Genomic DNA, 26,432 nt, shown 5'->3' with positions numbered 1-26,432 from the left:
GGGCTTTCCCTTACGGGCAGGTTGGGGGTCCCATTGGAACCCCTGGCCTGCCTGTTCCGTTTACGGTAGAAGCGGAGACCGGCACACCGGTATCCGAATCGGACATCGAGGGGCGCTCATGGAAGTCGTGATCACGATTCTGGCGCTGCTCTTCGTCGCGTTCGTGGCGTTGGGCGTGTACGCGGGCGTCAAGGCGGTCGGCGCCGCGCGACGGGGTGTGGACCGCACGATCACGCAGGCGCGCCGCACCGTGGAGGAGACGACGCTGCGGGCGAAGAGCTTCGGTCAGACGGGCGTACCGGGGGAGCTGGCGCAACTGCGGCTCGCCCTGCGTACGTCGATGCGGGCCACGCAGGACGCGCTGCACGCCGGGGTCGCGGAGGACGCGTCCCTCTCGGAGTCGCTGGGGCTGTTCGAGCGGCTGAGTGTGCACGGCCGTGAGCTCGACGACGAGATGAAGCGGCTGGAGCGCGAACCGGACCGGGCGACGGTGGCTTCGCTGTTGCCGGGCCTGAAGGAACGCACCGAGCGGATCACACACTCGGCGGAGTCGCTGCGGTGGGCGGCTCGCGACCGGGCACGGCAGTTCGCGGACGACGACCTGGACGCGCTGAACGCGCAGATCGATGTCGAGGCGGGCGCGCTGCGGCACTGGACGGTGGAGGAGCCCGCGTCGTCGACGGGTGAGCGGAGCGCCAAGGGGACTCATCCCGGGGCGGCGGGAACCGCCGGAGCGCCTGGAGCGACCGGCACGGACGGGGCCGGCGCACCGCAGGCGATCACGGCCGCCGACCCGAGGCTCACCACCGGCTACCCGTGGCAGAAGTCGGCACGGCCGGAAACGACCAACTGATCGACTCATCGCGCAGGCCGGGCACGCCCGGCCGCGCCGTGGGCGGCTTCCGGACGGTGCCAAGACGTGGGGCCGGTCTGCTGCACCCCCGCTTCGAGAGGTAATCTCCGGCTCATGTCCCGCCATGTCGCGATCGTCACCGATTCAACGGCCTACCTGCCGCCCGAAACGATGGAACGGCACGGCATCACCGCGGTGCCGCTGACCGTCGTCCTCGGTGATCAGGCTCTGGAGGAGGGCACGGAGATCTCGGCCCGCTCACTGGCCGCCGCGCTGCAGAAGCGCCGCTCCGTGACGACGTCCCGGCCCAGTCCCGAAGTGTTCGCCGCCGCTTACCGTGCGGCGGCCGATGCCGGGGCGACGGCCATCGTGTCCCTGCACCTGTCGGCCGAGATCTCGGGGACGTACGACTCCGCCCTGCTCGCGTCCAAGGACGCGCCCGTGCCCGTACGCGTGGTGGACACCGGCATGGTCGCCATGGCCCTGGGGTTCTGTGCGTTGTCGGCGGCGGAGACCGCCGAGGCGGGCGGGAGCCTCGACGAGGCGGTCGTGGCGGCGGAGAAGCGGGCGGCGGCCACATCCGCCTATTTCTATGTCGACACGCTGGACTATCTGCGCCGGGGCGGCCGCATCGGAGCCGCGCAGGCGCTGCTGGGATCCGCGCTCGCCGTGAAGCCGCTGCTTCAGCTGGATGGCGGCCGGATCGAGCTGCTGGAGAAGGTACGGACGGCCTCGAAGGCGATCGCCCGGCTGGAGGACCTCGTCGTGGAGCGCGCCGGCGCCGGAGCCGTGGACATCGCCGTGCACCATCTGACGGCCCCGGACCGGGCGGAACGACTGGCCGAGCGGCTGCGTGAGCGGGTGCCGGGCCTGGTGGACCTGCATGTCAGCGAGGTGGGTGCGGTGATCGGGGCGCACACCGGGCCGGGTCTGCTCGGAGCGGTGATCTCACCGCGTTGACGGTTCGATCTCGCGGCTGCGAACTTGGGGCTTCGCTCCAGGGGCGCTGAGTTCGCGGGGGTGATCTCTTGATGCCGGTCAGTGGTGCCGGTCCCGCGGTGCCGCACTCACTCCGGCGGGTGAGGAAGTTATCCACAACTGTATTGTTTTCCACCGGAATTGAGGGTGCTCAGCAGGTTCGGGCAGATATGCCTAACGTCATGAGGCATGGCCCTCCGATCACTCCGCGCAGCCCGATCCGTCTCCCCCTCCCCCTCCCCGTCTCCGCCACCATCACCGGACTCGTCTCCGGACATCTCCCGGTCCGCTGCCGCGCCTTCGGACGTGCGCCCCGGTTCGCGTGCGGGGCGCCGGCCGGCGGGTGGAGCGGGTCGCGGGCCCGGACGCGGTGCCGCCGGGGCGGGCGTGGGGCCCGGTGCGCGCCACGGTGCTCGCCTTGGGCGGCGGCGCTCGGCGCGGGCGCGAGCGGCGGCTGTCGCGGCAGCCTCCCGCCGCAGGGCGGACGACCTGATGTCGGCGGTGGACGATGCTGATCCGGCCCGCTCGGACCCGACGGCGGGCGAGGTGGAGACCGATGCTGTCCGGCCGCAGGGGTGGCGGGACCGGGCAGTTCCCGCCATCCGTGAGCGGCTGCCGCTGTGGCTGCAGTTACGTTGCGGCCTGGAGCCGAGGACGCTGGCGGCGCTCGGCGCGGTGATGGTCGCGGCGGCGATCCTTGCGGGGATGCACTTCTGGTCGGGCCGGCCACAGAGCGTCAGCGCTCCCGAACCGGTGAAGGACCGTGCCACCGCCGCCGTGCCCGTGGTGCGGCCGTCGGTGGAGCCCTCGCCCACCGCCGGGGTGAGCGGACAGATCGTCGTGGATGTGAGCGGCAAGGTGCGCCGGCCGGGTATCCAGAACCTGCCGCCCGGGTCGAGGGTGGCGGACGCGCTGAGGGCCGCGGGAGGGGTACGGGACGGTACGGACGTCACCGGCCTGAACAGGGCGAGGGTCCTGACGGACGGAGAACAGGTGGTGGTGGGTGCCCCCGCCGGTTCCTGGTCCACCGGGGGCGCGGTAGGCGGCGGAGCGGGCGTGGGGGCCGTGGGGGCAACAGGGCCCGCTGCACCCGTCAGCCTCAGCACGGCGACCGTCGAACAGCTCGAAACCCTGCCCGGTGTGGGGCCGGTACTCGCCCAGCACATCGTCGACTACCGCACCGAGCACGGTGGATACCGGTCCGTCGACGAGCTCCGCGAAGTCGACGGGATCGGCGACCGCCGGTTCGAGGACCTCCAGCCGCTGGTCCGGCCATGAGCACCCCCGACGTCCACACGGCATCGGGCGGGAGGCTCGGCGCGTCCGACCCACGACAGGAGGGGCCTGCGGATCTGCGTTTGGTACCGCCCGCACTGGCCGTCTGGGCCGCCGCGGCTGTCGCGCTCGGGGCACCGGGGCTGTGGGTGGCCGCAGGGGTGGTGGCGTGTGTCTGCGCGGCTGCGGGCTTCCTGATCCGGGCGACGCGCGTGCGGGCGGCGCAGGCGGGGTCGGCGGCGCAGGCAGGGTCGGCGGCGCAGGCAGGGTCGGCGGCGCAGGCGGGGTCGGCGGTGCAGGCGGGGTCGGCAGTGCGGGCGGTTCAGGCGGTGCAAGCGGGGTCGGCGGTGCAGGCGCAGGATGTGCAGGCCGGGTCGGCGGAGGCGTCCGTCCCCCGAGGCCGCCGGGCGCGGGCCACGGCGGTCGCCGCGGTGCTGCTGTCCGCGGCGGCCGGGGCGTCGGCCGCCGGACTGTACGGCGCGGACGTCAGGCAGGGCCCGCTTCCCGCTCTCGCGGCCGCCCAGCGCTGGGTCACGGTGGAGGCCACGGTCACCTCCGACCCGCGGCAGACCCGGCCGCGCGTGTGGGGTGACCGCAGCACGCCGGTCACGCTGCTGCTGGACGCGGAGGTGGATCGACTGACGACCACGGACGGGGCCGTGACCCGTATCCGTACGCCGGTGCTCGTCATGATCTCGCCGGGAGACGAGGTGGCGAGCTGGCAACGACTCCTGCCCTCCACCCGCATCCGCGTGACCGGCGGCCTCGCACCTCCGCAGCGGGACGGGGAACGCATCGCGGCCGTCCTGCGCACCGACGCCGACGATTCGCCCCGGATCACCGGCCGGCCGACCCTCCTCCAGCGCACGGCGGGCGACCTGCGCTCAGGTCTGCGCGAAGCGAGCGACGGGCTGGACGCGGACGCTCGGGCGTTGCTGCCGGGACTCGTCGTCGGCGACACCTCACGGGTCACCCCAGAACTCCAGGACGCCTTCAAGGCCACCGACCTCACCCATCTGTTGTCCGTATCCGGCGCGAACCTGTCGATCCTGCTCTTTCTGCTCATCGGGCCACCCGGCACTGCCCTGCGCACCGAACGCCGGGGTCTGGCGCCCCGGTTGGGTATCTCTCTGCGGATGACCGCGCTCATCGGCGGCGGGCTCACGCTCGCGTTCATCGTGGTCTGCCGACCCGAGCCGAGTGTTCTGCGGGCTGCGGCCTGCGGGCTGATCACCCTGCTCGCCATCGGGACGGGCCGTCGCCGATCCCTGATTCCCGCCCTGGCCGCCGCCGTACTGCTGCTGGTGCTCTACGACCCGTGGCTGGCCCGCAGTTACGGATTCCTGCTCTCCGTCCTGGCCACCGGGGCACTGCTCACCCTCGCGCCCCGGTGGAGTGCCGCGCTGCGCAGCCGCGGGGTTCCGCCCCGGTTCGCCGAAGTCATCGCCGCGGCAGCCGCCGCGCAGGCGGTGTGCGCGCCCGTGGTGGTCGTCCTGGCCTCGCGGGTGAGTCTCGTGGCGGTTCCCTGCAACCTGCTCGCGGAGTTCGCCGTGGCGCCCGCCACGGTGCTCGGGTTCGCGGCGCTCGCCGTCGCCCCGCTCGCCCTGCCCGTGGCCGGTCTGCTGGCGCGGCTCGCGGGATATCCGGTCGAGTGGATCGCCTACGTGGCGCGTACCGGGGCGGCGCTTCCCGGGGCGGAGGCCGACTGGCCCGGCGGCTGGCGAGGTGCGGCCCTGCTCGCCGCCCTCACCCTGGTGCTCGTGCTCATGGCCCGACGGCTGGCCCGGCACCCCTGGGTGTGTTCGGCCGCCGCGCTGCTCCTGCTCCTCGCGGTGCTCCGGCCGGTGCCGCTCACCCGGATCATGACGGGATGGCCACCGCCCCACTGGGCCTTCGCGCTCTGTGACGTGGGGCAGGGCGATGCCATGGTCCTCGCGGCGGGCGACGGTACGGGCGTGGTCGTCGACACGGGTCCCGAGCCCCGGCTCGTCGACCGGTGCCTGCGCGACCTGGGAGTCACCCGGGTGCCACTGCTGCTCCTCACCCATTTTCACGCCGACCACGTCAGGGGCCTTCCCGGGGTGCTGCGCGGGCGGGCCGTGGGGGCGATCCAGACGACGAGCCTCGACGAGCCGCCGGAGCAGGCGGAGTTCGTACGGAGGACGGCGTCGGAGGCCGGGGTCGCGGTGGTGCGGGCGGTCCCGGGGGAACGCCGCAGGATCGGCCCGCTCGACTGGCGGATCCTCTGGCCGGGGGACGGAGGGCCGGGCGCCGGGCCCGGCTTCGTGACGGAGGAGCCCAACGACTCCAGCGTCACCCTCCTCGTCCGTTCGGGGAAACTGACGCTCCTGCTCCTCGGCGATCTCGAACCCCCGTCCCAGCGGGGGCTGTTGCGGAGCCACCCGGCGCTGCCCCGGGTGGACGTCCTGAAGGTGGCGCACCACGGATCCGCCTACCAGGACCCGGCGTTGCTGCGTGGCGCGCGGCCCAGGTTCGCCCTCATCTCCTGCGGTGAGGACAACCCGTACGGGCACCCGTCGGCCCGTACGGTCGGGGCGCTCACCGGAGGGGGAGCGAAGGTGCTGCGTACCGACAGGGACGGTGCCATCGCCATCACCGGGGCGGGCGCGGCACTGACCGCGGTGGGTAGTTCATGAGCGCGCGGCACGCCGGGGCGGGCGGAATGCCTGGTCGAGAACGGTGGCGCGGAGGTGGGTGCCCGGGACAGACTCGCGTCATGAATCCGGACGCACCTCAGTTGCACACTGGCCCCGAGCCCGCCGGCACGTCCACGGAAGCCCGGGTCGGCGCCTATCTGGAGCGCATCGGCGCCGAACGCCCGAAGCGCGCCGACGCGGGCGCCCTGCGCGAGCTCCAGCTGCGTCATCTGACCGCGGTCCCCTTCGAGAACATCTCGGTCCACCTCGGCGAGGACATCGTCCTGGAGGACGGCGCCCTCCTCGACAAGATCGTGGGGGCCCGGCGCGGCGGCTTCTGTTACGAGCTGAACGGCGCCTTCGCGTACCTGCTGCGCGCCCTCGGCTTCCGCGTCACGCTGCTCCAGGCCCGGGTGTTCGGCGACGGTGGCCGGCTCGGCATCCCGTACGACCACATGGCGCTGCGCGTCGAGACGGACGACGGTACGGGGCCTTGGCTGGCCGACGTCGGGTTCGGCGACCATGCCCAGTGGCCGCTCGCGCTGGACGACCGGACCGAGCAGGAGGACCCGCGCGGTGCGTTCCGGTTCAGGGAGGCGCCGCAGGGCGACGTGGATCTGCTGCACGACGGTTCACGCGAGTTCCGTCTCGATCTGCGGCCGAGGGCGCTGGCCGACTTCCGGGTGGGTGCCTGGTACCACCGCACCTCGCCCGACTCCCACTTCCTCCGGTCCGTCGTCTGCTCCCGGGTCACCGACGGCGGACGGGTCACGCTCAGCGGCCGGAAGCTCGTCACGACGGTGCGGGGTGTGCGGCACGAGACCCCCCTGGCCACCGACGCCGAGGTACTCGCCGCCTACCGGGACCACTTCGGGCTGGCGCTCGGACAACTCCCTGAGGTGCGGAAGCAGGTGTTCGATTCGGACTCTCGGTAACACCTCTGCGCAGCCCTTCCGGGCGGCACTGCCTGCCTCGGACGTCACATCAGTGATCGAGTGGGTATGTCAGACATGCCCAATGGGGGTACGCAGCCTGTTCGGCCGCCGGCCGGGCAGCGGACCGCCCCCAAGGGCTGACGGGCGCGCTCTAAGGGCGCTCCAGCCACCCCTCGTACTCCGCAGCGAACGCGTCGAGCGCCGCCGGGTCGAGCCGGCCGGAGGCGTCCTCCACGACCACCAGCCACTGGGCGTCCTCGGCGTCGTCCTCACCGGCCAGGGCGTCCCGTACGAGCTGGGGCTCCTCGGTGACGCCGAAGCGGTCCGAAAGCTCGCCGGTCACCTCCTCGGCCGTATCGCGGTCAGGCAGCACCAGTACATGTCTCACATCGCTCACCCGCCCATTCTCGGGTACGCGCGAGGGCGCCTGACCGCAGGGCCGGGTGTCAGTGGGCCGTGGGATGCTGGAGCGCGATGGCCACCAGAAGGAATTCCACCGACGACCTGCTCGCCCCCATCACCCTCGCGGTGGGCCAGGAGGATCTCCTCCTCGACCGTGCCGTGCAGCAGGTGGTGGCGGCGGCCCGTGCTTCCGACGCCGACACGGACGTCCGCGACCTCAGCTCCGACCAGCTGCAACCGGGCACTCTCGCCGAGCTGACCAGCCCCTCGCTCTTCGCGGAGCGCAAGGTGGTGATCGTGCGCAACGCCCACGATCTCTCCGCCGACACGGTCAAGGACGTCAAGGCGTACGCGAGCGCGCCGGCCGAGGAGATCACCCTCGTGCTGCTGCACGCGGGCGGGGCCAAGGGCAAGGGGCTGCTGGACGCGATCCGGAAGGCCGGTGCGCGCGAGGTCGCCTGCCCCAAGACCACGAAGCCGGCCGAGCGGCTCTCCTTCGTACGGTCGGAGTTCCGCGCGCTGGGCCGTTCCGCGACACCCGAGGCGTGCCAGGCGCTGGTGGACTCCATCGGCAGCGACCTGCGGGAGCTGGCGAGCGCGGCCTCCCAGCTGGTGGCAGACGTCGAGGGCACCATCGACGAGGCGGTCGTCGGGCGCTACTACACGGGGCGCGCCGAAGCGTCCTCCTTCGCCGTCGCGGACCGCGCGGTCGAGGGCCGGGCGGCGGAGGCCCTGGAGGCCCTGCGCTGGTCGCTGTCGACCGGCGTCGCCCCGGTCCTGATCACCAGCGCCCTCGCCCAGGGGGTCCGCGCGATCGGGAAGCTCTCCTCGGCGCGGGGCGGGCGGCCTGCGGATCTGGCCCGTGAGCTCGGTATGCCGCCGTGGAAGATCGACCGGGTGCGACAGCAGATGCGGGGCTGGACGCCGGACGGGGTCTCGGACGCGTTGCGCGCGGTCGCGGCGGCGGACGCGGGGGTCAAGGGCGGCGGGGACGACCCGGAGTACGCCCTGGAGAAGGCCGTGGTCGCTGTCGCGCGAGCCGCGCGGGCGGGTCGGTAGCGGTACCGGGGTACCTGGGCGGCCGGTAGCGGGGCGGCCGCTCCACGCGTTGTCCTCAAGCGCCGGACGGGCCGGACAGGGCCGGACGGGCAGTACGGGCCGGACGGGCCTCAAGCGGCGTACCTGGGCGCCGGACGGGCTAAAGGGTGTCCTCAAGCGCCGACCAGCGCCTCGGGAAAGTGCCGCGAGCGAGGCGGCGCATACCAAAAGCCCCGGTCCGTCCTGGGGAGGGCGGTTCCGGGGCTTCGGTTTCAAGACTTGGTGCGCCGCACCCGCGTGGCGAACGCAGGTTCGGTGTGCGGCGCGGGGTGCCGGTCAGGAGCGGGAGAGAGGGCCCGCTGTGTCCGTTCCGGCGATCACATCAGTAGCTCAGCCCTGAAGGGCGGCAACCTTGAGCGCGAGCGCCGACTTCTTGTTGGCGGCAGCGTTCTTGTGGATGACGTTCTTCGAGACAGCCTTGTCCAGCTGACGCGACGCCTCACGGACGGCCACAGTGGCCTTCTCGACGTCGCCGGAAGCGGCAGCCTCACGGGCCTTGCGGATCGAGGTCTTGAGAGCGGACTTGACGGCCTTGTTGCGCAGGCGCGCCTTCTCGTTCGTCTTGTTCCGCTTGATCTGGGACTTGATGTTCGCCACGAGATAGAGCCTTTTCAGGTTCGTTGGATCTTCTATGTGCGCCACGCCGCTTCTGAGGGCCACGAGGCACAGCTGCCCACGGTACCAGCCGCCGTCCGACCGGCCCAAACCGGTCGCTGCCCCGCAGGCGTGGGACGATAGAGCTTACGTATCGATCCGACCGACCCGACATCGACCCGAGACACGGCGTTCGGCGTCTCAAGAATCAGGACCCTGCGTGCCCGCGACTCCTACCAACGTGCCCGAGCCGAGCCGTACCGACCCGGCGCTGATCCGCAACTTCTGCATCATCGCCCACATCGACCACGGCAAGTCGACGCTTGCCGACCGGATGCTTCAGCTGACCGGCGTGGTCGACGTGCGGCAGATGCGTGCTCAGTACCTCGACCGGATGGACATCGAGCGCGAGCGCGGCATCACCATCAAGTCCCAGGCGGTCCGTCTGCCGTGGGCGCCCACTGTGGGTGAGGACCAGGGCTCCACCCACATCCTCAACATGATCGACACCCCGGGCCACGTGGACTTCACGTACGAGGTCTCCCGTTCGCTCGCCGCCTGCGAGGGCACGGTCCTGCTGGTGGACGCGGCGCAGGGCATCGAGGCCCAGACGCTCGCCAACCTCTACCTCGCGATGGAGAACGACCTCACCATCGTCCCGGTGCTCAACAAGATCGACCTGCCGGCCGCGCAGCCCGAGAAGTTCTCCGAGGAGCTGGCCAACCTCATCGGCTGCCAGCCCGAGGACGTCCTCAGGGTCTCCGCGAAGACCGGCGTCGGCGTGGACGCCCTGCTGAACCGGGTGGTGCGGGACGTCCCGGCCCCCGTCGGCAAGGCCGACGAAGCCGCCCGCGCGATGATCTTCGACTCGGTCTACGACCCCTACCGCGGTGTCGTCACCTACGTCCGTGTCATCGACGGTCAGCTCAACAAGCGCGAGCGCATCAGGATGATGTCCACGGGCGCCACCCACGAGCTGCTGGAGATCGGTGTCTCCTCCCCGGAGATGACCCCGGCCGACGGCATCGGCGTGGGTGAGGTGGGCTACATCATCACCGGTGTGAAGGACGTCCGGCAGTCCAAGGTCGGTGACACCATCACCTCCCTGCACAACGGGGCGACCGAGGCGCTGGGCGGCTACAAGGACCCCAAGCCGATGGTGTTCTCCGGCCTGTATCCGCTGGACGGCTCGGACTACCCGGACCTGCGCGAGGCACTCGACAAGCTCCAGCTCAACGACGCCGCCCTGGTGTACGAGCCGGAGACCTCCGCGGCACTCGGCTTCGGCTTCCGTGTCGGCTTCCTCGGACTGCTCCACCTCGACGTGGTCCGTGAGCGCCTGGAGCGCGAGTTCGGTCTCGAGCTCATCGCCACCGCCCCGAACGTGGTCTACCGCGTCGAGATGGAGGACGGCACCGAGCACATCGTCACCAACCCGAGTGAGTTCCCCGAGGGCAAGATCGACGCGGTGCACGAGCCCGTCGTGCGCGCCACGGTCCTGGCTCCCAGCGAGTTCATCGGCGCGATCATGGAGCTCTGCCAGCAGCGTCGCGGGACCCTGCTCGGCATGGACTACCTCTCCGAGGACCGGGTGGAGATCCGCTACACCCTTCCGCTCGCCGAGATCGTCTTCGACTTCTTCGACCAGCTGAAGTCCAAGACCCGCGGTTACGCCTCGCTCGACTACGAGCCCACGGGCGAGCAGTCCGCCCAGCTCGTCAAGGTCGACATCCTGCTGCACGGCGACAAGGTCGACGCGTTCTCCGCGGTCACGCACAAGGACAAGGCGTACGCGTACGGCGTCCGGCTCGTCGCCAAGCTGCAGAAGCTCATTCCGCGGCAGAACTTCGAGGTGCCGATCCAGGCCGCCATCGGCTCCCGGGTCATCGCCCGTGAGACCGTCCGCGCCATCCGCAAGGACGTCCTCGCCAAGTGCTACGGCGGTGACATCTCCCGTAAGCGGAAGCTGCTGGAGAAGCAGAAGGAAGGCAAGAAGCGCATGAAGATGGTCGGCAACGTGGAGGTTCCCCAGGACGCCTTCATCTCCGTGCTGTCGACGGACGAGTCGGCCGGCGAGGGCAAGGCGAAGAAGTAGCCCCCGCCGTACCGATGAGTAGTTCTCCGGGCCCCCGTGCCGCAGCACCCTGCGGCACGGGGGCCTGTTCGTTATCAAAGCTGCGGCCTGTTGCCCCTTACGCGGCGGACGTGTGCGCTCTACCCTGATCACGGCTCGGTGGTTACTCGCCAGTTAAACAAGCGTGATCGAGCGGGAACGCGCAGCGCGTACACAGCAGGTACAGAGCAGGACACAAACAGGCACCTGAAGCACCATTACTTAACCGGTCGTAGCTATGCCGCAGGCCCGGAGGACGTCGTGAGCGACACAAAGACCCTGATCGATAACCGACCGCCCTCCGTGGCGAATCTCTTCATCGAGCGCGTGGCCGCAACGCCGGACGGAGAGGCGTACCGCTACCCGGTGCCCGCCGCGTCCGGCCAGGGCCCCGACGACTGGAAGTCGCTCAGCTGGGCGCAGGCCGCCGAACGGGTCTACGCCATCGCGGCCGGCCTGATCGCGCTGGGCGCGCAGCCGGAGGAGCGGGTCGCGCTCGCCTCCTCCACCCGCGTCGAGTGGATCCTCGCCGACCTCGGCGTGATGTGCGCGGGTGCCGCCACCACCACGATCTACCCCTCGACGAACGCCGAGGAGTCCGCCTTCATCCTGACGGACTCCGAGAGCCGCTTCCTGATCGCCGAGGACGCCGCCCAGCTGGCGAAGGCCCGGGAGCGCCGCTCCGAGCTGTCGGACCTGGCCCACGTCGTCGTGATCGACTCCGCAGGCGTGGAGCCCTCCGCCGACGACCCCGAGGGCTGGCTCCTCACCCTCGCGGACCTGGAGGCCAAGGGCGCCGAGTACCTGGAGAAGAACCCCGACGCGGTCACGGACCGGGTCTCGGCGATCACCGCCGACCAGCTCGCGACCCTGATCTACACCTCGGGGACCACCGGCCGCCCCAAGGGCGTACGGCTGCCGCACGACAACTGGTCGTACATGGCCAAGGCCACGGTCACCGCCGTCGACCTCTCCACGGACGACGTCCAGTACCTGTGGCTGCCGCTCGCGCACGTCTTCGGCAAGGTCCTCACCTCCGGCCAGATCGAGGTCGGCCACGTCACCGCGGTCGACGGCCGTGTCGACAAGATCATCGAGAACCTCCCGGTCGTCCAGCCGACGTACATGGCCGCCGTCCCCCGGATCTTCGAGAAGGTCTACAACGGGGTCGCCGCCAAGGCCCGGGCCGGTGGCGGTGCCAAGTACAAGATCTTCCAGTGGGCCGCCGGGGTCGCCCGGGAGTACGCGAAGGTGTCGCAGGACAACTTCCGCCGTACCGGCAAGGCCTCCGTGCCCTTCGCGCTCGGCGCCAAGCACAAGGTCGCCGACACGCTGGTCTTCGCCAAGATCCGTGACGCCTTCGGCGGCCGGCTCCGAGCCTGTGTCTCCGGCTCCGCGGCGCTCGCCCCCGACATCGGGTTCTTCTTCGCGGGCGCCGGCATCCACATCCTGGAGGGCTACGGGCTCACCGAGACGAGCGCCGCCTCCTTCGTGAACCCGGGCGAGGCCTACCGCACCGGCACGGTCGGCAAGCCGCTCCCCGGCACCGAGATCCGCATCGCGGAGGACGGCGAGATCCTGCTGCGCGGCCCCGGCCTGATGGAGGGCTACCACCGGCTGCCCGAGAAGACCGCCGAGGTGCTGGAGTCCGACGGCTGGTTCCACACGGGCGACATCGGCGAGCTCTCCGTGGACGGCTATCTGCGGATCACCGACCGCAAGAAGGACCTGATCAAGACGTCCGGCGGCAAGTACATCGCGCCGGCGGAGGTCGAGGGCCAGTTCAAGGCGGTGTGCCCGTTCGTCTCCAACATCCTGGTGCACGGCGCGGACCGTAACTTCTGCACCGCCCTCATCGCCCTCGACGAGCCGACCCTGCTGGGCTGGGCCGCCGAGAACGGCCTGGGCGGCAAGTCGTACGCGGAGGTCGTGGCGGCGCCGCAGACGGTGGAGCTCGTCGAGGGCTATGTGAAGAGCCTCAACGAGGGCCTCCAGCGCTGGCAGACCATCAAGAAGTTCCGCCTCCTGCCGCGTGACCTCGACATCGAGCACGGTGAGCTGACCCCGAGCCTGAAGCTGAAGCGGCCGGTGGTCGAGCGCGAGTACAAGCAGCTCATCGAGGACATGTACGAAGGATCACGCGAGGCGTGACACGTGTGAGGGACCGCGTGTGAGGGACACGTACGCGGGAACGGGGCCGGTGGGGCCGATCACCCACCGGCCCCTTCGCGTTTCCCGGAGCTCATCTCCTGTTCGTCCGCCGCCACTTCTTTTCCCACTTCGGTAACTCGGTGCTTATGCGCGCGATCGGTCTGTCACTCTGTCGTGTGTCGTCGGCCGCATCTCGTGAGACCCGGTAGGAGCCGCACCGTGGGGCCAATCCCCTTGCAGCGGGACATCGTTCACCGTCCCGTCACCGCCACCGCGGGTCACCGCGACGATCCGCGCCCGGTGGTTCGCACGAGCCTGCCCGGAATCGCCCTGACACCCTCCGCGGCGCGCGGGTTCGTCCGCGCCGCTCTCGCGGACTGGACGGGGCTCGGCGTGCCCGCCGCCGTGGGATTCAGCGACCGGCTCGCCGACGACGCGGTGAGCGTGGCCAACGAGCTCGTCACCAACGCGGTCGTGCACGCCGGTACGACGGTCGAGCTGCTCCTGCGCCTCGAAGAGGCGTCCGGGAGTGAGACGGCGGCCCTGGTGATGGAAGTCACCGACCACCACCCCGCGCGCGCCGTGCGCGGCGAGGGGACCGCGTCCGGGACCGGGCGCGCGGCCTCTCCCGACCCCGCGGAGTACGGCCGGGGGTTACACCTCGTCGCCACGCTCGCCGAGTCCTGGGGCATCACCTACCGCACCGGCCTCAAGACCGTCTGGGCCCGCCTCCGCGTCGACGACTGGAGCGGGGCGGCCGGTCCGTCGGAGGAGGTGTCGGTGCAGCACGGACTGCGCGCGGCGGAGATACTCGCCCCCGCGTCCCGGCGCATCGAGCGCGACGACGCGGACTGGGACAGCAGGGCGGCGCTCTCCTTCCTCGCCGAGGCGTCCGATCTGCTGGCCGGCCAGCTCGACGAGGACCTGGTGGCGGCCATAGCGGGCCAGCTGCTCGTACCGAGGCTCGCGGACTGGTGCGCGATCTGGCTGGAGAGCGAGGGAGCCGGGCCCGCGGCGGACCCCCGGCTGGCCCGCGTCTGGCACAGCGACGAGAACGGGACCGAACAGCTGCGTACGGTGCTGGAGAAGGAACCGCTCAGACTGCCCGGCAGCGCCGGTACGGGCCCGGTGCCCGTGCCGTGGCCCGGGGACGGCACCGGGGAGGCCCTGGAGGACTTCGGGAGCCGAGCCGGGGACCCGGGGGCGCGGACGCGGGACGACGGCACGGAGCCGCTCCCCAGAGGACGTGACGGGGCCGCGCTCGCCTACCGCATCACCGCGGGGGGACGCACGCTCGGCACCGTGCTCGTCGGCCGGGAGGGCGTCGCCCGGGTCCCCGACGACGTGGCCTCACTCATCGAGGACTTCGTACGCCGTGTCGGACTCGCCGTCGGAGCCGCCCGCGCCTACACCCGGCAGGCCACGATCAGCCGCATCCTCCAGCGGGGACTGCTCCCCAGCAAGGTCGCCGAGATCCCCGGCGTCACCAGCGCCCTGGTATACGAACCGGGCGACGACGGTGTGGTGGGCGGTGACTTCTACGACATCTTCCCCTGTCCGGGCGACCGCTGGTGCTTCGTCCTCGGCGACGTCCAGGGCAGCGGCCCCGAGGCAGCCGTCGTCACCGGCCTCGCCCGGCCCTGGCTGCGGCTCCTGTCCCGCGAGGGCTTCGGCGTCGGCAAGGTCCTGGACCGGCTCAACCGGCTGCTCCTCGACGACGCCATGGAAGCGGCCGAGGCCGCCGCGCTGATGGTCGCGGCGGCGGGCGGCCAGCAGATCCTGGACAGCTCGCAGTCCCGGTTCCTCTCCCTCCTGTACGGGGAGGTGGTGCCGCTCCCCGGCGGCGGTGTGCGCTGCACCGTGGCCAGTGCCGGGCATCCGCTGCCCCTGCTGCTGAGCCCGGGCGGTTCCGTGCGGCCCGCCGCGGAGCCGCAGGTGCTGCTCGGCGTCGTCGAGGACGTCGCGTACGAGAGCCAGAGCTTCGACCTGGCGCCGGGCGAGAGTCTGCTCTGTGTCACCGACGGGGTGACGGAGCGCCGGTCAGGACCGGCCATGTTCGATGACGGGGACGGGCTGGCGCGCGCCCTGGCGGGCTGCGCGGGGCTGCCTGCCGAGGGGATCGCGAACCGCATCAAACGGGCCGTCCACGACTTCGCCGAGCAGCCGCCGGACGATGATCTCGCCCTCCTGGTGCTCCAGGTCGACTGAGACGCGGGGTGTGCGGGGCAGGTCCGGCGGCGAGTGACAATGGACGGTATGCCTTCCGTACTGCCCGATGGTGAGCCCGTGCCCGACGACGGGGCGCTGCCCAGCCACGCCCTGGACGGCGCCGCCGACCGACCGCTCGGCTTCTACCTGCACGTCCCGTACTGCGCGACGCGCTGCGGGTACTGCGACTTCAACACCTACACGGCCACCGAGCTGCGCGGCTCCGGCGGTGCGCTGGCCTCCCGGGACAACTACGCGGCGCACCTGATCGAGGAGGTCCGTCAGGCCCGCAAGGTGCTGGGCGACGACCCGCGTCCGGTCCGCACGGTCTTCGTCGGGGGCGGGACGCCGACGCTGCTGCCCGCCGCCGACCTCGTACGGATGCTCGGGGCGATCCGTGACGAGTTCGGGCTGGCGGACGACGCGGAGGTGACGACGGAGGCCAATCCGGAGTCCGTCGATCCGGCGTACCTGGCGGCGTTGCGCGAAGGCGGCTTCAACCGGGTCTCCTTCGGGATGCAGAGCGCGAAGCAGCACGTGCTGAAGATCCTCGACCGTACGCATACGCCGGGCCGGCCCGAGGCGTGCGTCGCCGAGGCGCGGGACGCGGGCTTCGAGCACGTCAACCTCGACCTGATCTACGGCACGCCCGGGGAGTCGGACGACGACTGGCGGGCCACGCTGGACGCGGCCATCGGCGCCGGGCCCGACCATGTGTCGGCGTACGCGCTGATCGTCGAGGAGGGTACGCAGCTGGCGCGGCGCATCCGGCGCGGCGAGATCCCGATGACCGACGACGACGCGCACGCGGACCGTTATCTGATCGCGGACGAGGCGATGGCCGCGGCGGGCTTCTCCTGGTACGAGGTGTCGAACTGGTCCCGGACGCCGGAGGGGCGGTGCCTGCACAACGAGCTGTACTGGCGCGGGGCCGACTGGTGGGGCGCCGGGCCCGGCGCCCACAGCCATGTGGGCGGCGTGCGCTGGTGGAACGTGAAGCACCCGGGCGCGTACGCGCAGGCCCTGGCCGAAGGCCGGTCGCCGGGGGCGGGACGCGAGGTCCTCTCCGCGGAGGACCGGCGGGTGGAGCGGATTCTGCTGGAGCTGCGGCTGGTGGACGGCTGCCCGTTGTCGTTGCTGGCTCCGGCGGGGCTGGCGGCGGCGGGGCGTGCGGTGGGGGACGGGCTGCTTGAGGGCGAGGCGTTCGCGGCGGGGCGGGCCGTGCTGACGCTGCGGGGGCGGTTGCTGGCCGACGCGGTGGTCCGGGACCTGGTGGACTGAAGCCTGCGGGGGCTACGGCGCGCTGGCCCGGCCCCGGGCCCCGGTCCTCGATCGCCGGACGCGCTGAAGGATGCCCTCAATCGCCGGGCGGGCCGGGGGTGGCTGGGGTGAGTCGTGCTCTTCACGGGCAGGCTGAAAGGTGTACTCAATCGCCGGGGCGGGCCGGGGTGGCTGGGCTGAGTTGTGCCCCGTTGGTGTTCGCGTCGCTACTCCGGGGCCGTGACGAAGTCGATCAGTTCTTCCACCCTGCCCAGCAGTTCCGGCTCCAGGTCGCGGTACGAGCGCACCGTCGACAGGATGCGCTGCCACGCCGCGCCCGTGTTCTCCGGCCACGACAGGGCCCGGCACACGCCCGTCTTCCAGTCCTGGCCGTGCGGGACCCTCGGCCAGGCGGGGATGCCCACCGAGGACGGCTTCACCGCCTCCCAGACGTCGATGTACGGGTGGCCCACCACCAGGACGTCGCCGCCCGAGACCTGGGCGGCGATGCGGGACTCCTTCGAGCCCGGGACCAAGTGGTCGACCAGTACGCCCAGCCGGGCGTCCGGGCCCGGGGAGAAGCCGCGGACGATCGCGGGGAGGTCGTCGATGCCCTCCAGGTACTCGACGACCACGCCCTCGATCCGCAGGTCGTCGCCCCAGACCCGCTCCACCAGTTCCGCGTCGTGGCGGCCCTCCACATAGATCCGGCCCGCCCGCGCCACGCGTGCGCGCGCCCCCGGGACCGCAAGCGAGCCGGAGGCCGTACGGGCGGGGCGGGCGGGGGCCGTGGAGGTGGGGCGTACCAGAGTGACCACCCGGCCCTCCAGCAGGAAGCCACGGGGCTCCATCGGGAACACCCGGTGCTTGCCGAAGCGGTCCTCCAGGGTCACCGTCGGGCCCTGGGCCGTCTTCTCGCAGCGGATCACCGCCCCGCAGAAGCCGGTGGCGGCCTCCTCGACGACCAGATCGGGCTCGGCGGGGACCTCGGGGGCCGGTACGGACTTCTTCCACGGCGGGGTCAGGTCCGGCTGGTAGCTGCGCATCGGACGACGATACGGCGGCGGGCGGTCACGACACGCCGAACCGAGCGGCCAGTTGATCACGCTGCATCCGTACGAAAGCGGCGTTCACCACCGCCCCGTGCCCCGGTACGTACACCGCGTCCTCGCCGCCCAGGGCCAGCAGCCGGTCCAGGGCCGCCGGCCAGCGGGAGGGGACCGCGTCGCTGCCCGCCTGCGGCTCACCGGACTGCTCGACCAGGTCGCCGCAGAACACCACGGCGGGCGAACCAGGCACCAGTACGGCCAGGTCGTAGCCGCTGTGCCCCGGCCCCACATCGGCCAGGAGCACCTGGAGCCCGCCGCCCAGATCGAGCGTCCACTCCCCGCACACCTCGTGGTGCGGGGCGACCAGCACGTCCACCGCTTCCGCCGCGTCGCGCTCCGGCACCCCGTGGTGCACCGCCGAGCTGCGCAGCTCGTCCGCCCCGTTCCGGAGCAGATCGGCGACGCCGACCGCCCCGAACACCTCGGCGCCGGCGAACACGGCGGTGCCCAGGACATGATCGAAATGGGGGTGGCTCAGTGCGATATGCGTCACCCTCCGCCCGAGCAGCCGCTGCGCCTGGGAGCGCAGCTCCGCACCCTCGCGCAGTGAGGAACCCGTGTCGAAGAGCAGGACACGGTCCGCTCCCGCCACCAGCGCGGCCGTCGCGTCCCAGACGGGAAGGCGCCGCCGTCCCACACCGTTGCCCAACCGCTCCCAGCCCAGCTCTTCCCAAGAGACGTCCATACAACGACGCTATCCGCAACGACCTGCGCAGTCTCGCGACGGCGTGGCCGGTCGCCCTTGCCCGGGGGGCACCCCGCCCCCGTACACTGACCGGGGGGATTGCTGGCACTCGAACGCACAGAGTGCCAGGCCGTAACGGAGAACCACAGCTGGAGGTGTGCGCGATGCTCAGCGAACGCAGACTCGAAGTGCTGCGCGCCATCGTCCAGGACTACGTCGGAACCGAGGAGCCCGTCGGCTCCAAGGCACTGACCGAGCGGCACAAGCTCGGGGTCTCCCCGGCCACGATCCGCAACGACATGGCGGTGCTGGAGGACGAGGGCTTCATCGCCCAGCCCCACACCAGCGCGGGGCGCATTCCCACGGACAAGGGCTACCGGCTCTTTGTCGACCGGCTCGCGGGCGTCAAGCCCCTGTCGTCGCCGGAGCGCAGGGCCATTCAGAACTTCCTCGACGGCGCGGTCGACCTCGACGACGTCGTGGGCCGGACGGTGCGGCTGCTCGCGCAGCTGACCCGGCAGGTCGCCGTCGTGCAGTACCCCTCGCTGACCCGTTCGACGGTGCGGCACGTGGAACTGCTCCTGCTCGCGCCCGCCCGGCTGATGCTCGTACTGATCACGGATACCGGCCGGGTCGAACAGCGTATGATCGACTGCCCTGTGCCCTTCGGGGAGACATCGCTGGCGGACCTCCGGGCGCGGCTCAACAGCCGCGTCGTGGGACGCCGTTTCGCGGATGTCCCCCAGCTGGTGCAGGACTTGCCGGAGTCCTTCGAGGGCGAGGACAGAGGAACCGTTTCCACGGTCCTCTCGATCCTTCTCGAAACTCTGGTGGAGGAGACGGAGGAGCGGCTGATGATCGGCGGCACCTCCAACCTCACCCGCTTCGGGCACGACTTCCCTGTGATGATCCGGCCGGTGCTGGAGGCGTTGGAGGAGCAGGTCGTGCTGCTGAAGCTGCTCGGCGAGGCCAAGGACTCGGGCATGACCGTACGTATCGGTCACGAGAACGCCCACGAGGGCCTCAACTCCACGTCCGTGGTCGCGGTCGGCTACGGTTCGGGCGACGAGGCAGTCGCCAAACTCGGCGTGGTCGGACCGACCCGCATGGACTACCCCGGAACGATGGGAGCGGTACGCGCAGTGGCACGTTACGTCGGACAGATCCTGGCGGAGTCGTAAGTGGCCACGGACTACTACGCCGTACTCGGCGTGCGCCGCGACGCATCTCAGGACGAGATCAAGAAGGCATTCCGCAGGCTCGCCCGCGAGCTGCACCCGGATGTCAACCCGGATCCGAAGACCCAGGAGCGGTTCAAGGAGATCAACGCCGCTTACGAGGTGTTGTCGGACGCCCAGAAGAAGCAGGTCTACGACCTCGGCGGCGACCCGCTGTCCGCCTCGGGCGGCGGTGGCGCGGGCGGGTTCGGACAGGGCGGCTTCGGCAACTTCTCCGACATCATGGACGCGTTCTTCGGTACGGCGTCCCAGCGCGGGCCCCGTTCGCGGACCAGGCGCGGCCAGGACGCCATGATCCGGCTGGAGATCGACCTCTCCGAGGCCGCCTTCGGCACGACCAAGGACATCCAGGTCGACACGGCGGTCGTCTGTACGACCTGCAGTGGTGAGGGCGCCGCACCCGGCACCTCCGCGCAGACCTGCGACATGTGCCGCGGCCGTGGCGAGGTCTCGCAGGTCACCCGGTCCTTCCTCGGCCAGGTCATGACCTCACGGCCCTGCCCGCAGTGCCAGGGCTTCGGTACGGTCGTGCCGACGCCCTGCCCGGAGTGCGCCGGAGACGGCCGTATCCGTTCGCGGCGCACCCTCACGGTGAAGATCCCGGCAGGTGTCGACAACGGCACCCGCATCCAGCTCGCGGGCGAGGGCGAGGTCGGCCCCGGCGGCGGCCCGGCCGGCGACCTCTACGTCGAGATCCACGAACTGGCGCACTCGGTGTTCCAGCGGCGCGGTGACGACCTGCACTGCACGGTCACCATCCCCATGACGGCGGCGGCCCTCGGCACCCAGGTGCCGCTGGAGACGCTGGACGGCATGGAGGAGATCGACATCAGGCCGGGCACGCAGTCCGGTCAGTCGGTTCCGCTGCACGGCCGCGGCATCACGCATCTGCGGGGCGGCGGGCGAGGCGACCTGATCGTGCACGTCGAGGTCATGACCCCGTCGAAGCTCGACGCGGAACAGGAGCGGGTCCTGCGCGAGCTCGCGCAGCTGCGTGGCGAGGAGCGGCCCACCGGGCAGTTCCAGCCAGGCCAGCAGGGGCTCTTCTCCCGGCTGAAGGACGCGTTCAACGGTCGCTGACCGCCGGTTCGGCACCACCGGAAGCCATACCCCGCACCGCCCCTCGGTCCAGTACCGGCGGGCGGTGCGGCGTGTGGCGCGACCTGCGGTGGTATACCGTCCGCGCCGTCCCCTGGCTGATTCGGTGCGGTGCATCGGACGTGGCACGATGCCGTCATGTCCTCCGCGTTGACCGATCTCTGCCGGTATCCGATCGTGCAGGCCCCCATGGCGGGCGGAGTGTCCGGCCCGCAGCTCGTCGGCGCCGTCTCCGAAGCCGGTGGGCTCGGTTTCCTCGCCGCCGGGTACAAGACGGCGGACGGCATGTACAACGAGATCAAGCGGGTGCGCGTACTGACCGGCCAGCCCTTCGGCGTCAACCTCTTCATGCCGCAGACGGGCCACGCCGACCCGAGCGCCGTCGAGGTCTACCGGCACCAGCTCGCGGGCGAGGCCGTCTGGTACGACACGCCGCTCGGCGAGGTCGACGGCGGCGGCGACGACGGCTACGAGGCCAAGACCGCGATCCTCCTGGAAGACCCGGTTCCCGTCGTCTCCTTCACGTTCGGCTGCCCCTCCCGGGAGATCCTCGACGCGTTCGCGCAGGCGGGCACGTACACCGTCGTGACCGTCACCTCCACCGAGGAGGCGCAGGCCGCGCAGTGGGCGGGCGCCGACGCCGTCTGCGTGCAGGGAGTGGAGGCCGGCGGCCACCAGTCCACGTACCGTGACGACCCGCAGGCCGGCCAGCCCGGCATCGGGCTGCTGTCCCTCCTCGCCCAGGTGCGCGAGAGCGTGCAGCTGCCGCTCATCGCGACGGGCGGGCTGATGCGCGGCTCCCAGATCGCCGCCGTGCTCGCGGCGGGCGCCGACGCGGCGCAGCTCGGCACGGCCTTCCTCGCCACCCCCGAGTCCGGGGCGCACCTGCTGCACAAGCAGGCACTGACCAACCCCTTGTTCGTGCGGACCGCGATGACCCGGGCGTTCTCCGGCCGTCCCGCGCGCGGTCTCGTCAACCGTTTCGTGACGGAGCACGGCCCCTACGCCCCGGCCGCCTATCCACAGGTGCACCAGATGACGAGCGGTCTGCGAAAGGCCGCCGCCAAGGCGGGGGACGCCCAGGGCATGGCGCTGTGGGCGGGCCAGGGGCACCGGATGGCACGCGAGCTGCCGGCCGGGGAACTGATCGATCTGCTCGCCGCCGAACTGGAAGCCGCGCGTGCGGCCCTGAGTGTGAGGAGTGCCGAGTGACGGCACCGGTCTTCGTCGTCGAGCAGCTCCCCGGCGGGGCCGACTACGTCCTGGACGGGCCCGAGGGACGGCACGCCGTCTCCGTGAAACGGCTGAACGCGGGGGAGGACGTCGTCCTCACCGACGGGCGGGGCCGCTGGGCGGAGGGTGTCGTCCGCTCCGCCGAGGGGAAGGACCGGCTGCTGATCACGGACCTGGAACCGGTGCACGAGGAACCGGTGCCCAGCCCCCGTATCACCGTGGTCCAGGCGCTGCCCAAGGGCGACCGGGGCGAGGTCGCCGTCGAGACCATGACGGAGACCGGCATCGACGCGATCGTGCCGTGGCAGGCCGCCCGCTGCATCACCCAGTGGAAGGGCGACCGTGGTCTCAAGTCGCTGGCCAAGTGGCGGAGTACGGCCCGTGAGGCGGGGAAGCAGTCCCGCCGGGTGCGGTTCCCCGAGGTGACCGAGGCGATGTCGACCAAGCAGGTGGCCGCGCTCCTGGCCGCCGCGGACTTCGCCGGTGTGCTGCACGAGGACCGGGAGCACGGCAGTCAGGCGCTCGCCACCGCCGAACTCCCCGACCGGGGCTCGATCGTGCTGGTCGTGGGTCCGGAGGGAGGCGTCTCCCCGCAGGAGCTCGCCGCGTTCGCGGAGGCGGGGGCGCCCGCGTACCGGCTCGGCCCCAGCGTGCTGCGCACCTCGACGGCGGGGACGGCCGCCGCGGCGCTGCTGATGGGCCGTACGGGGCGCTGGGGCTGAGGCCCCGTCACCCGGGACCACGCTGCCGGACCGGTGCCGCCGGTGCGCATGGGTGAGTGCGGGCCCGGCCCGTGCCCATCGTGCCGCTACCGGGCTCGACGGGATCCGTACCCGCTGACCGCGAAGCGGCACGTCCCGGCGGATAACATGCCCACATACCGATCACCAGCGACTGAGGAGGCCGTGCCATGGCGGGAGAGCCGCAGCCCGACTGCCTGTTCTGCAAGATCGTCACGGGAGACATCCCGGCGACCATCGTCCGCGAGAGCGACACCACCGTCGCCTTCCGCGACATCAACCCGCAGGCGCCGACGCACGTGCTGGTCATCCCGAAGGCCCACTACCGGGACGCGGCCACCCTCGCCGCTGCGGAGCCGGGCATCGCCGCCGACCTCCTGCGCGAGGCCGGTCTCGTCGCCGCCGACGAGAAGGTGACGGACACCGGATACCGCATCGTCCTCAACACCGGTTCCGGCGCCGGGCAGACCGTGTTCCACGCCCACGCCCACGTCCTGGGCGGACGCGGCCTCCAGTGGCCCCCCGGATAGCAGGCGGAACCGATGTCCGTACGCGAACTGGTCGTCCTCGGCACCGCCAGCCAGGTCCCCACCCGGCACCGTAACCACAACGGCTATCTGCTGCGGTGGGACGGCGAGGGCATCCTCTTCGATCCCGGCGAGGGCACCCAGCGCCAGATGCTGAGGGCCGGAGCCGCCGCGCACGACATCAACCGCATCTGCGTCACGCACTTCCACGGAGACCACTCGCTGGGGCTGGCCGGAGTGATCCAGCGCATCAACCTCGACCAGGTCCCGCACCCCGTCACCGCGCACTACCCGGCGAGCGGGCAGCACTTCTTCGAACGGCTGCGGTACGCCACCGCCTACCGCGAATCCGTGCGGCTCACCGAGGCACCCGTCGCCGCCGACGGGCCGATCGCCACCACGGACGCCTACACCCTGGACACCCACCGGCTCTCCCACCCCGTCGAGTCCTACGGCTACCGGCTGACCGAGCCCGACGGCCGGCGCATGATTCCCGCGAAGCTCGCCGAGTACGGGATCAGGGGACCCGACGTCGGCCGCATCCAGCGCGAGGGCTCGCTGGGCGGAGTCACGCTCGACGCCGTGTCCGAGCGCAGACGGGGGCAGCGGTTCGCGTTCGTCATGGACACCAGACTCTGCGACGGCGCGTACGCGCTCGCCGAGGGCTGCGACCTGCTCGTCATCGAGTCGACCTTCCTCGACGAGGACGAGCGGCTCGCCACCGACCACGGCCACCTGACCGCCGGGCAGGCCGCCCGGGTGGCGGCGGAAGCGGGCGTACGGCACCTCGTGCTGACCCACTTCTCCCAGCGGTACGACGACCCCGGCCTCTTCGAGGCCCAGGCCAGAGCCGCCGGGTTCACCGGCGAACTGACCGTCGCCCAGGACCTGATGCGCATCCCCGTGCCCACCAGGCACCTCTGAATCACACCAGCACCACCATTCGTGAGCGAGACAACGTGCACCTCCCCAAGGCAGAACTCCACCTCCACATCGAAGGCACCCTCGAACCCGAGCTGGCCTTCACCCTCGCCGGACGCAACGGGGTGACGCTGCCGTTCGCCGACACCGAAGAGCTGCGCACCGCCTACCTCTTCGACGACCTCCAGACCTTCCTCGACCTCTACTACGCGCTGATGGCCGTCCTGCGCACCGAGCAGGACTTCGAGGACCTCGCGAACGCCTACCTCACCCGCGCCGCGGCCCAGGGCGTCCGGCACGCGGAGATCTTCTTCGACCCGCAGGCACACACCGCGCGGGGCGTCCCGATCGGCACCGTCGTCGAAGGACTGGGCCGGGCACTGGACCGCAGCGAGGAGACGCACGGCATCTCCACCCAGCTGATCATGTGCTTCCTGCGCGACCGGTCGGCCGAATCGGCGCTGGAGACCCTGGAGGCGGCGAAGCCGTACCTGCACCGGATCAGCGCCGTCGGCCTCGACTCCGCCGAAGTCGGCCACCCGCCGTCGAAGTTCCGTGAGGTGTACGAGGCGGCCGGCGCCCTCGGACTGCGCAAGGTCGCCCACGCGGGAGAGGAGGGCCCGCCCGCGTACATCGAGGAAGCCCTCGACGTCCTCGGCGTGGAGCGCATCGACCACGGGCTGCGCTGCATGGAGGACCCGGACCTGGTGAAGAGGCTGGTCGCGGACCGCGTACCGCTCACACTCTGCCCGCTGTCCAACGTGCGGCTGCGCGCCATCGACATCCTGGAGGACCACCCGCTGCCCGCCATGATGGACGCCGGACTGCTCTGCACGGTGAACTCCGACGACCCCGCCTACTTCGGCGGATACGTCGGAGACACCTTCCAGGCCGTCCACGAGGCACTCGGGCTGGACAACGAACAGCTGCGCACCCTGGCCCGCAACTCCTTCGAGGCGGCCTTCCTCGACCACGACGAGGAGCGCAGGGCCCGCTACCTCTCCGAGGTCGAGGCGTACGCGTTCGACTGACCGGGCCCGCCCGCCGGACCGGCCGTCCGGAACGCGTTCCTGCCGAGCCGCCTGCGGCGCAGCGCGGGAACGGCCAGTTCCGTGACGGTCTGCTCCGGGGATCCCAGCTTGGGCACCGCACCCTGGAGGGAACCGGTGGTGGCGGCGAGCAGGGCGGCCGGCGCGCCACCCCTGCGGCGGACCGAGCCGGACACCAGCGGACGGCCACCGGTGTGCAGCGCGACGGCGGTCACGGGCGCCGCGACCAGGAGCGTGACGGTCCCCAGGATCAGCCCCATCACGGCGTAACCGGCCGCCTCGGACAGCACGCTGCCCAGCACCGGTCCGCAGGCCACCCCGACGGAGGAGGCGGAGCCCGCCAGGACCGCCCAGCGGCCCCGCACGTCGAGGGACGCCGCCAGGCCGATCAGGTACGACAGGACCACCGGGTAGAAGGCGTTCCACACGATCTCCCCGGTCGCGAACGCACCGAGGCTCCCGGCCGAGGAACTGAGCACGATGCTTCCGGCGATGATCATCGTGCCCAGGCCGATCGGTACGGCACGGCCCAGCCGCGCCCCGAGCAGCCCGGCGCCCATCACACCGAGCAGGCCCGCCCCGAGCGCGGCGGCGAACACCGCGCCGATGGTGACCTCGGAGAGCCCCACCTGCACGGCACCGATCCGGCTGCTCACACCCCACAGGGCGTTCTGCGCCATGGACCAGACGAGCATCCCGCCCGCCAGCACCAGACCGGAACGGCGGTGCGGAAGCCGCCCCGATGCGGCGACGGCGGACTCGGCGGGACCGGCAACTCCGAGGCGGGAGGTGGCGGGCCAGACGAGCAGTGCGACGAGAGCGATCGCGGCGAACGGCAGCCGGTGGCCGCCTCCGAGGTGCGGGATCGTCAGGTAGAGGGCGCCCGCGGTCGCGGACACGCTGAGCAGGCCCAGTGAGGAGGTCCGGTGCGGATCGCTCTGCGCGGCGATACCCGAAGCGGCGACGGCGGTCGCCGTACCTGAGCCGAAACCGCCGATGACCACGCCCAGGACGACCAGGGGTACGGATCCGGCCGACGCGGCGCATCCGTACCCCACGAAGGCAAGGACCAGTCCGACGCGCGCCGGTCTCCTCGCCCCGTACCGCTCGACGCGGCCGGCCAGCGTGAAGCCGGCGGAGGCCGAGCTCAGCAGGAGGGCGCTGCCGACCAGACCGGCCTGGGACGAACCGAGGCCCAGGTAGGTGCTGAGCCGGCCGACGATGGTGGGGAGCAGATATGCGGCGAGGTAACCGGCGGTGAACACGGCAACCAGGGGCCACGCGGCGCGCGGGCGCGGGGACATGGGC

Annotated in this window: 22 protein-coding genes; 17 read left to right on the top strand and 5 right to left on the bottom strand. The window is 71.6% G+C overall.

Translation table 11 applies throughout. The features are described 5' to 3' along the window. The first annotated feature begins 118 nt into the window (after positions 1 to 118). The 5 genes from AB0C82_RS16645 (at position 119) to AB0C82_RS16625 (ending at position 6,698) form a co-directional block, all read left to right on the top strand. Positions 119 to 853 carry a hypothetical protein gene (locus AB0C82_RS16645; protein ID WP_362841793.1) on the top strand — a complete coding sequence of 245 codons (735 nt, stop codon included), beginning with the start codon at positions 119 to 121 and terminating at the stop codon, positions 851 to 853. Positions 854 to 967: 114 nt separating this feature from the next. Then, positions 968 to 1,813 (top strand): DegV family protein, encoded by an 846-nt coding sequence (locus tag AB0C82_RS16640; protein WP_362841791.1) that lies wholly within the window; start codon positions 968 to 970, stop codon positions 1,811 to 1,813. A gap of 207 nt (positions 1,814 to 2,020) precedes the next feature. After that, the gene (locus AB0C82_RS16635; protein ID WP_362841788.1) at positions 2,021 to 3,109 is read left to right on the top strand and encodes a ComEA family DNA-binding protein; all 1,089 of its coding nucleotides are present in this window, start codon (positions 2,021 to 2,023) and stop codon (positions 3,107 to 3,109) included. Further along, positions 3,106 to 5,763 carry a ComEC/Rec2 family competence protein gene (locus tag AB0C82_RS16630; RefSeq protein ID WP_362841786.1) on the top strand — a complete coding sequence of 886 codons (2,658 nt, stop codon included), beginning with the start codon at positions 3,106 to 3,108 and terminating at the stop codon, positions 5,761 to 5,763. Before AB0C82_RS16635 ends, AB0C82_RS16630 begins: the two co-directional genes overlap by 4 nt. 80 nt (positions 5,764 to 5,843) lie before the next feature. Then, positions 5,844 to 6,698 (top strand): arylamine N-acetyltransferase, encoded by an 855-nt coding sequence (locus AB0C82_RS16625; RefSeq protein ID WP_362841784.1) that lies wholly within the window; start codon positions 5,844 to 5,846, stop codon positions 6,696 to 6,698. A gap of 151 nt (positions 6,699 to 6,849) precedes the next feature. Here AB0C82_RS16625 and AB0C82_RS16620 read toward each other — a convergent pair whose 3' ends face one another. Continuing rightward, positions 6,850 to 7,095 (bottom strand): hypothetical protein, encoded by a 246-nt coding sequence (locus tag AB0C82_RS16620; protein WP_362841782.1) that lies wholly within the window; start codon positions 7,093 to 7,095, stop codon positions 6,850 to 6,852. 77 nt (positions 7,096 to 7,172) lie between these two features. On the opposite strand from AB0C82_RS16620, the gene holA reads away from it, so the two are divergent. Next, positions 7,173 to 8,159, top strand: coding sequence for a DNA polymerase III subunit delta (gene holA, locus AB0C82_RS16615; protein ID WP_362841780.1), 987 nt, complete (start codon positions 7,173 to 7,175; stop codon positions 8,157 to 8,159). Between the two features lie 369 nt (positions 8,160 to 8,528). Here holA and rpsT read toward each other — a convergent pair whose 3' ends face one another. Beyond that, on the bottom strand, positions 8,529 to 8,795 hold the full coding sequence (rpsT, locus tag AB0C82_RS16610) for a 30S ribosomal protein S20 (protein WP_362841779.1): 267 nt from the start codon (positions 8,793 to 8,795) through the stop codon (positions 8,529 to 8,531). 217 nt (positions 8,796 to 9,012) lie between these two features. Between rpsT and lepA the strand changes: the two genes are divergently transcribed. The 4 genes from lepA (at position 9,013) to hemW (ending at position 16,545) form a co-directional block, all read left to right on the top strand. After that, on the top strand, positions 9,013 to 10,887 hold the full coding sequence (gene lepA, locus AB0C82_RS16605) for a translation elongation factor 4 (RefSeq protein WP_362841778.1): 1,875 nt from the start codon (positions 9,013 to 9,015) through the stop codon (positions 10,885 to 10,887). Between the two features lie 279 nt (positions 10,888 to 11,166). After that, positions 11,167 to 13,056 carry an AMP-dependent synthetase/ligase gene (locus AB0C82_RS16600; RefSeq protein WP_362841776.1) on the top strand — a complete coding sequence of 630 codons (1,890 nt, stop codon included), beginning with the start codon at positions 11,167 to 11,169 and terminating at the stop codon, positions 13,054 to 13,056. 219 nt (positions 13,057 to 13,275) lie between these two features. Next, complete coding sequence (locus AB0C82_RS16595; protein ID WP_362841774.1) at positions 13,276 to 15,264, top strand: ATP-binding SpoIIE family protein phosphatase; 1,989 nt, start codon at positions 13,276 to 13,278, stop codon at positions 15,262 to 15,264. 39 nt (positions 15,265 to 15,303) lie between these two features. Further along, entirely contained in the window at positions 15,304 to 16,545 is a 1,242-nt protein-coding gene (gene hemW, locus AB0C82_RS16590) for a radical SAM family heme chaperone HemW (RefSeq protein WP_362841772.1), read from the top strand. 206 nt (positions 16,546 to 16,751) lie between these two features. Here hemW and AB0C82_RS16585 read toward each other — a convergent pair whose 3' ends face one another. Both AB0C82_RS16585 and AB0C82_RS16580 read right to left on the bottom strand, forming a co-directional pair. Then, positions 16,752 to 17,570: a DUF3097 domain-containing protein gene (locus AB0C82_RS16585; RefSeq protein ID WP_362841770.1), complete on the bottom strand. Its 819-nt coding sequence runs from the start codon at positions 17,568 to 17,570 to the stop codon at positions 16,752 to 16,754. Between the two features lie 25 nt (positions 17,571 to 17,595). Further along, entirely contained in the window at positions 17,596 to 18,318 is a 723-nt protein-coding gene (locus AB0C82_RS16580) for an MBL fold metallo-hydrolase (RefSeq protein ID WP_362841768.1), read from the bottom strand. Between the two features lie 164 nt (positions 18,319 to 18,482). Here AB0C82_RS16580 and hrcA point away from each other — a divergent pair, with 164 nt between their 5' ends. The 7 genes from hrcA to AB0C82_RS16545 all read left to right on the top strand — a co-directional run bounded on the left by hrcA (position 18,483) and on the right by AB0C82_RS16545 (position 25,106). After that, complete coding sequence (gene hrcA, locus AB0C82_RS16575) at positions 18,483 to 19,499, top strand: heat-inducible transcriptional repressor HrcA (RefSeq protein ID WP_185300934.1); 1,017 nt, start codon at positions 18,483 to 18,485, stop codon at positions 19,497 to 19,499. Then, positions 19,500 to 20,636 (top strand): molecular chaperone DnaJ, encoded by a 1,137-nt coding sequence (dnaJ, locus tag AB0C82_RS16570; RefSeq protein ID WP_362841766.1) that lies wholly within the window; start codon positions 19,500 to 19,502, stop codon positions 20,634 to 20,636. Between the two features lie 156 nt (positions 20,637 to 20,792). Next, positions 20,793 to 21,866 carry a nitronate monooxygenase gene (locus AB0C82_RS16565; RefSeq protein WP_362841764.1) on the top strand — a complete coding sequence of 358 codons (1,074 nt, stop codon included), beginning with the start codon at positions 20,793 to 20,795 and terminating at the stop codon, positions 21,864 to 21,866. Then, a complete protein-coding gene (locus AB0C82_RS16560; protein ID WP_362841762.1) occupies positions 21,863 to 22,609 on the top strand; it encodes a 16S rRNA (uracil(1498)-N(3))-methyltransferase in 747 nt (248 codons plus the stop codon). The genes AB0C82_RS16565 and AB0C82_RS16560 overlap by 4 nt, the downstream gene beginning before the upstream one ends. A gap of 188 nt (positions 22,610 to 22,797) precedes the next feature. Then, positions 22,798 to 23,157 (top strand): histidine triad nucleotide-binding protein, encoded by a 360-nt coding sequence (locus AB0C82_RS16555; protein WP_362841760.1) that lies wholly within the window; start codon positions 22,798 to 22,800, stop codon positions 23,155 to 23,157. A 12-nt stretch (positions 23,158 to 23,169) separates the two neighbouring features. Continuing rightward, positions 23,170 to 24,078: a ribonuclease Z gene (locus AB0C82_RS16550; protein WP_362841758.1), complete on the top strand. Its 909-nt coding sequence runs from the start codon at positions 23,170 to 23,172 to the stop codon at positions 24,076 to 24,078. Between the two features lie 35 nt (positions 24,079 to 24,113). Beyond that, positions 24,114 to 25,106, top strand: coding sequence for an adenosine deaminase (locus AB0C82_RS16545; RefSeq protein WP_362841756.1), 993 nt, complete (start codon positions 24,114 to 24,116; stop codon positions 25,104 to 25,106). Here the strand turns inward: AB0C82_RS16545 and AB0C82_RS16540 are convergent. After that, on the bottom strand, positions 25,070 to 26,428 hold the full coding sequence (locus AB0C82_RS16540; RefSeq protein ID WP_362841754.1) for an MFS transporter: 1,359 nt from the start codon (positions 26,426 to 26,428) through the stop codon (positions 25,070 to 25,072). The genes AB0C82_RS16545 and AB0C82_RS16540 overlap by 37 nt on opposite strands. Positions 26,429 to 26,432 lie beyond the last annotated feature (4 nt).

The organism is Streptomyces sp. NPDC048560 (assembly GCF_040650955.1).
Classification (GTDB): domain Bacteria; phylum Actinomycetota; class Actinomycetes; order Streptomycetales; family Streptomycetaceae; genus Streptomyces.
The sequence above is the reverse complement of the archived record's forward strand: the minus strand, read 5'-3'. Positions and strand labels throughout refer to the sequence as shown.

Coding starts and splice junctions, on each gene's coding strand:
- AB0C82_RS16645 (WP_362841793.1), top strand. CDS start 119: ATGGAAGTCGTGATCACGATTCTGGCGCTGCTCTTCGTCGCGTTCGTG.
- AB0C82_RS16640 (WP_362841791.1), top strand. CDS start 968: ATGTCCCGCCATGTCGCGATCGTCACCGATTCAACGGCCTACCTGCCG.
- AB0C82_RS16635 (WP_362841788.1), top strand. CDS start 2,021: ATGGCCCTCCGATCACTCCGCGCAGCCCGATCCGTCTCCCCCTCCCCC.
- AB0C82_RS16630 (WP_362841786.1), top strand. CDS start 3,106: ATGAGCACCCCCGACGTCCACACGGCATCGGGCGGGAGGCTCGGCGCG.
- AB0C82_RS16625 (WP_362841784.1), top strand. CDS start 5,844: ATGAATCCGGACGCACCTCAGTTGCACACTGGCCCCGAGCCCGCCGGC.
- holA (WP_362841780.1), top strand. CDS start 7,173: ATGGCCACCAGAAGGAATTCCACCGACGACCTGCTCGCCCCCATCACC.
- hemW (WP_362841772.1), top strand. CDS start 15,304: ATGGACGGTATGCCTTCCGTACTGCCCGATGGTGAGCCCGTGCCCGAC.
- AB0C82_RS16585 (WP_362841770.1), bottom strand. CDS start 17,570: ATGCGCAGCTACCAGCCGGACCTGACCCCGCCGTGGAAGAAGTCCGTA.
- AB0C82_RS16580 (WP_362841768.1), bottom strand. CDS start 18,318: ATGGACGTCTCTTGGGAAGAGCTGGGCTGGGAGCGGTTGGGCAACGGT.
- hrcA (WP_185300934.1), top strand. CDS start 18,483: ATGCTCAGCGAACGCAGACTCGAAGTGCTGCGCGCCATCGTCCAGGAC.
- AB0C82_RS16565 (WP_362841764.1), top strand. CDS start 20,793: ATGTCCTCCGCGTTGACCGATCTCTGCCGGTATCCGATCGTGCAGGCC.
- AB0C82_RS16555 (WP_362841760.1), top strand. CDS start 22,798: ATGGCGGGAGAGCCGCAGCCCGACTGCCTGTTCTGCAAGATCGTCACG.
- AB0C82_RS16550 (WP_362841758.1), top strand. CDS start 23,170: ATGTCCGTACGCGAACTGGTCGTCCTCGGCACCGCCAGCCAGGTCCCC.
- AB0C82_RS16540 (WP_362841754.1), bottom strand. CDS start 26,428: ATGTCCCCGCGCCCGCGCGCCGCGTGGCCCCTGGTTGCCGTGTTCACC.